The organism is Chrysiogenia bacterium (genome assembly GCA_020434085.1).
GTDB lineage: Bacteria > JAGRBM01 > JAGRBM01 > JAGRBM01 > JAGRBM01 > JAGRBM01.
On the sequence record JAGRBM010000285.1, the window covers coordinates 1 to 4,615 of the forward strand.

Sequence of the window (4,615 nt, forward strand, 5' to 3'; positions counted from 1 at the left end):
ACGATGATCAACCTGGCGCTGTGCGTGTTCAACTCGCTGCCGGTCTACCCGCTCGACGGTTCCCACGTGATGGAAAACTCCCTGCCGGTGGGCAAGGCCATGAAGTTCCGCGAGAGTGCGCGCTACTCGCTGATCATCTTCCTGGTCATCTTCTTCGTACCGCCGGTGCGCGACGTCATCTTCGCGCCGGTGAGCATCATGACCAACCTCATCCTCGGGGGAGATTTCTTCTAGTCATGGGCAAGCGCGTTCTCTCCGGCATGCGCCCCACGGGGCCGCTCCACATCGGCCACTGGGAAGGGGTGCTCAAGAACTGGGTGCAGCTCCAGTCCGAGCACGACTGCTATTTCTTCTCGGCCGACTGGCACGTGCTCACCACCGATTACGAGCGCGCTTCCGATGTCGGTGCCAACGTCGTCGACAACGTCGCCGACTGGATCGCCTGCGGGCTCGATCCCGAAAAGTCGGTGCTCTTCGTCCAGAGCGACATCAAGGAACACGCCGAGCTCTACCTGCTGCTCAGCATGCTGGTGCCCATTCCCTGGCTTGAGCGCAACCCGACCTACCGCGAGCAGCTTCGCGAGCTGCGCCGCACCCACGTGCCGCCGCCGCTCGTCCAGAAGATCAACAAGGAACTCAAGAGCCGCGCGAAGAAGGAACTCGGTCAGCGCCTCCAGGCCGTCGTGTCCGCGCCCGAGGACGCCGAGCCCGCCGAGACGCTGATGGACCTGCTGCCGGAGATTGAGGCCGTGCTCTCGAAGGATCTGTTCGCGCGCCTCAAGCAGGCGGCCACCGCGCGCGATCTCTCCACGCTGGGCTTCCTCTCCTATCCGGTCCTGCAAACCGCCGACATCATCATCTACAAGGGCGACTACGTCCCCGTGGGTGAGGACCAGATGCCCCACGTGGAGCTCTCGCGTGACATCGTGCGCCGCTTCAATGCGCTCTACGGCGAGACCTTCCCCGAGCCCCAGGGCCTGCTCACGCCGACGCCGCGCCTGCTGGGCACGGACGAGCGCAAGATGAGCAAGAGCTACGACAATGCCGTCTTCCTTGGCGACAGCGCCGAAGAGACCCTTGCCAAGGTCAAGCCCATGAAGACCGATCCCGCCCGCATGCGGATGACCGACCCGGGCGATCCCGACAAGTGCAATGTCTTCAGTTGGCACAAGCTCTATTCCAGTGAGTCCGAGCAGGAAGATTGCGCCACCAAGTGCCGCGCCGCGGCCTTCGGTTGCATGGACTGCAAGATGATCCTTGCAGAGAACCTCAACCGCGAGCTCGCCCCCATTCGCGAGCGGCGCGCCGCCCTGCTCGAAGAGCCCAACCGGATCAAAGAGATTATTGCCGATGGCGCGGGCAAGGCGCGCGCCGTGGCCACCGAGACCATCAAGGAAGTGCGCGAGGCAATGAAAATCCATGGCTGAGCCGCAAGCGAAAAAGCCCGAGCAGGGCGATCTCTTCGAGCCGGGTTTCGGCTACCACGTGCGGCTGCCCGTCTTCGACGGGCCGCTCGACCTGCTGCTGTACCTGATTCGCAAGCACCGCATCGACATCTACGACATCCCCATCGCGCTCATTACGGACGAGTACCTGCGCTACATCGAGCACATGCAGGACCTGGACATCGACCTGGCCGGCGACTTCCTGGTGATGGCCGCGACGCTGATGCACATCAAGAGCCAGATGCTGCTGCCGCGTCCCGAAGAGGACGAGGACGAAGAGGGCGAAGACCCGCGCGCCGAGCTCGTCCGCATGCTGCTCGAATACCAGTCGATCAAGGAAGCGGCCCGCCAGCTCGGCACGCGCGCGCTGCTCGACCGGGACGTGTTCACCCACACGCCCCACCCCGACGACCTGCCCGACCCCGAGGACGGCGGCATTGCCGACGTGGACCTGGTGGTCTTCCTCAAGGCATTCCGCAAGGTCATCGAGCGCAAGCCCGTCGACGCCCACAAGGTGCGCGAGGAAACCTTCCACGTGCGCGATCGCATTCTGGGGCTGGCAGAGCGCCTGCAGAGCGTCGAGCGGCTCACCTTCGACGAGATCTTCGAGACCGACCAGGAGCGAAGCCGCGCCTGGCTGATCGTGACCTTCCTGGCGATTCTCGAACTGGTGCGCATGAAGATGCTCAAAGTCTCCCAGGCCGAGACGGGCGGCGATCTCTACATCCTGCCCCAGCCCACCCTCTCGCCCGATGCGCTGGACCTGCAGCAGGTCGACAGCTTCGGCGGCGAGAGCGCCGAAGACATCGAAAAGGAATTCGAAGCCGAGGCGGCCGAAGTAGCCGCCGCGGCCCGGGAACTCGATGAGTCCGACGAAGAGTCGGAAGAAGACTACGACGACGAGTTCAACGACGAAGAAGGAGACGACAATGGCTGAGCAAGAGCCGTTGGATGAGGAGCACGCAGAGCAGAGCGAAGAGGCGCAGACCTCCGCCGAGAGCGCGCATGCCGAAGAGGACCTCGCCGAGGAAGAAGCCGAAGAAGAAGACCTCGGCGAAGAGAGTGACGACGAGGCCGGCGGCCTTGCGCGAAGGCTCAGTGACGAGCGCCTGCGTTCGGTGATCGAGTCGCTGATCTTTGCCTCGCCCAAGCCCCTGGCGCTGACCTCCATCGCGAACCTGCTGCGCCCGGTCAAGCGCAAGCGCGTGCGCGAGGTGCTCGATGCCATCATTGCCGAGGGCGCAGAGCGCGAACTCGCGGGCACCCACGGCTTCGTGCTTAAGGAAGTGGCCGGCGGCTATCACTACCGCACCGTTGCCGACAACGCCCCCTGGCTCAAGAAGCTCCAGAAGACGCGCCCCTGGCGCCTCACGCAGGCCACCCTCGAAGTGCTGGCGATTGTCGCCTACAAGCAGCCCATTACCCGCGGCGAGGTCGAGCAGCTCCGCGGCGTCGATTCGAGCGCCGTGATGACCAAACTCATCGAGCGCCGCCTGATTCAGCCCGCCGGCCGCAAGGAAGTGCCCGGCTGGCCGATGATGTACGCCACCACGCCCTCCTTCCTGGAGTTCTTCGGCCTCAAGACCCTCAAGGACCTGCCCACCCTTCGCGAGATCAAGGAGATCACCGACCTCGAAGACGAGGTGGAAGTCCCCGAAGAGCTGCGCGCCTTCGAGGAAGAGCGCCGCAAGCAGCTCGAAGCCGAGCAGGACGGCCTGCTCGAAGACGACGACGAATACGAGCGCATGGCCGCCGAGCGTGGCGAAGGCGAAGAAGCCCCCGAAGACGGCGAAGCCTCCGAGGACGAGGAAGAGAGCAAGGGCGTCTCTTTTGACGACCTCTCCGGGGACGAAGATGCCGAACGCGCCGATGCTTCCGACGATGAAGACGCAGCCGACGACGAGGACTTCGAGGAAGACGATTCAGAAGAAGATGAAGACTTCGAGGACGAGGAAGACCCGCGCGAGGAGGAGTAGCGCGCGAGCTTATTGCAAGGGTTCCTGAAGGCCCGGCTCAATGCGAGTCGGGCTTTTGTTTGTCAGGGTCCTCGCTGCAAATCTCAACTACTGGGTCCGATGCAGGGGCCAGCCGCCGCGACCGGAGAATCCTGATCCACATTCCGAATCCCATCGCAATCCAGAACAGGGGGGCTACAAGCAAGGCGATTACGAATCCCGAGAGATTCGCGGCGTCGTACAATGACCAATCACTGTGCACAGTCATCATCCAGATGACTGACAAGTGGTTTGCCAACGCCGCAATAAGACCAGCGACGATCAACTCTTTTCTGTTCCGAAGGAATGCACCCGCGGCAATCGCAACTACAGCTTCAGGAAGAATGATGCAGATCCGGACCGCTTCGTCCCATGTAATCAGGTCACTTGACGCAAGGTACGTCGCCAGATGGTCACCGAGGATGCCAACAATGAAGATACCTACCGGTGAGACAAGGCCCACCGCATAACCATCTTCCCGTGTCGCCATCCCCCCCCTCAATCCCCACTACAGTTCTCAATCAGATACCCACACTTGACGCAGAAAACCTTGCAGTGTTGCGAGCGGGTTTCCGTGCTGCCGCAGACGTGGCAGATGAGCGTGCGCCGAATCGTTTCGGCGCTCAGCGGACAGGACTCGGGCTGCTCTTCGGGCAGGTCACTTCGAATGTAGCTGGAATCGGACACGGCTTCCCCCGGCCGGCGGGTGCCGGCACTGCTTAAATGCTTGGGAGCCCTCGCCTTCGACCTTAGTACCGGTTGCTCCAAAAGGCAGGCGGATTGCGGGGAATTTTCTGGACTGGTCGGTCCATTTTCTTGACCTAGACAGGCCTCGAGCCCCCGTTCTCAAACCCCTTTTGTTTCAGCTAGTTACCGAAATACAGCCAGCGATTCCGGGCAGTTAGGGTGCCTCCCCCACTCACTTTTGCCTTGAGCAGGGCCCCACATTGCGGTAGCCTGAACAAGCTAGACACTGGTGTCTAGCTCCGGTCTCCCCTCTCCCTTTCAGGGAGAGGGTGCCCGCCAGGGCGGGTGAGGGTGAATGTGCCGAGGCGCAACAAGCTCTCCACCCTCACCCTCGCTTCGCTCTCCCTCTCCCTGAGAGGGAGAGGGGAATAAGGAAAGGATCTCCATGGCCGCGCGCAAGCAGTTTCTCTCTGAGTCCGAGCGCCGCAT

General features: G+C 62.6%; 6 protein-coding genes. 4 read left to right on the forward strand and 2 right to left on the reverse strand.

Annotated elements, in window-relative coordinates:
• The 4 genes from KDH09_09590 to scpB form a co-directional block, all read left to right on the forward strand.
• Positions 1-234, forward strand: a 234-nt coding sequence (locus KDH09_09590) for a hypothetical protein (GenBank protein MCB0219933.1), incomplete at its 5' end; no start/stop codon positions are given.
• Between the two features lie 2 nt (positions 235-236).
• A complete protein-coding gene (locus KDH09_09595; GenBank protein MCB0219934.1) occupies positions 237-1,427 on the forward strand; it encodes a tryptophan--tRNA ligase in 1,191 nt (396 codons plus the stop codon).
• Positions 1,420-2,382, forward strand: coding sequence for a segregation/condensation protein A (locus tag KDH09_09600; protein ID MCB0219935.1), 963 nt, complete (start codon positions 1,420-1,422; stop codon positions 2,380-2,382). Before KDH09_09595 ends, KDH09_09600 begins: the two co-directional genes overlap by 8 nt.
• Positions 2,375-3,421 (forward strand): SMC-Scp complex subunit ScpB, encoded by a 1,047-nt coding sequence (gene scpB / locus KDH09_09605; GenBank protein MCB0219936.1) that lies wholly within the window; start codon positions 2,375-2,377, stop codon positions 3,419-3,421. Before KDH09_09600 ends, scpB begins: the two co-directional genes overlap by 8 nt.
• A 37-nt stretch (positions 3,422-3,458) precedes the next feature.
• Here scpB and KDH09_09610 read toward each other — a convergent pair whose 3' ends face one another.
• A complete protein-coding gene (locus KDH09_09610) occupies positions 3,459-3,929 on the reverse strand; it encodes a hypothetical protein (GenBank protein ID MCB0219937.1) in 471 nt (156 codons plus the stop codon).
• Positions 3,930-3,937: 8 nt separating this feature from the next.
• On the reverse strand, positions 3,938-4,126 hold the full coding sequence (locus tag KDH09_09615; protein ID MCB0219938.1) for a hypothetical protein: 189 nt from the start codon (positions 4,124-4,126) through the stop codon (positions 3,938-3,940).
• Positions 4,127-4,615 lie beyond the last annotated feature (489 nt).

Excerpts from the sequence above, each read along its gene's own strand:
- KDH09_09595 (MCB0219934.1), top strand. The coding sequence starts at position 237 with ATGGGCAAGCGCGTTCTCTCCGGCATGCGCCCCACGGGGCCGCTCCAC.
- KDH09_09600 (MCB0219935.1), top strand. The coding sequence starts at position 1,420 with ATGGCTGAGCCGCAAGCGAAAAAGCCCGAGCAGGGCGATCTCTTCGAG.
- scpB (MCB0219936.1), top strand. The coding sequence starts at position 2,375 with ATGGCTGAGCAAGAGCCGTTGGATGAGGAGCACGCAGAGCAGAGCGAA.
- KDH09_09610 (MCB0219937.1), bottom strand. The coding sequence starts at position 3,929 with ATGGCGACACGGGAAGATGGTTATGCGGTGGGCCTTGTCTCACCGGTA.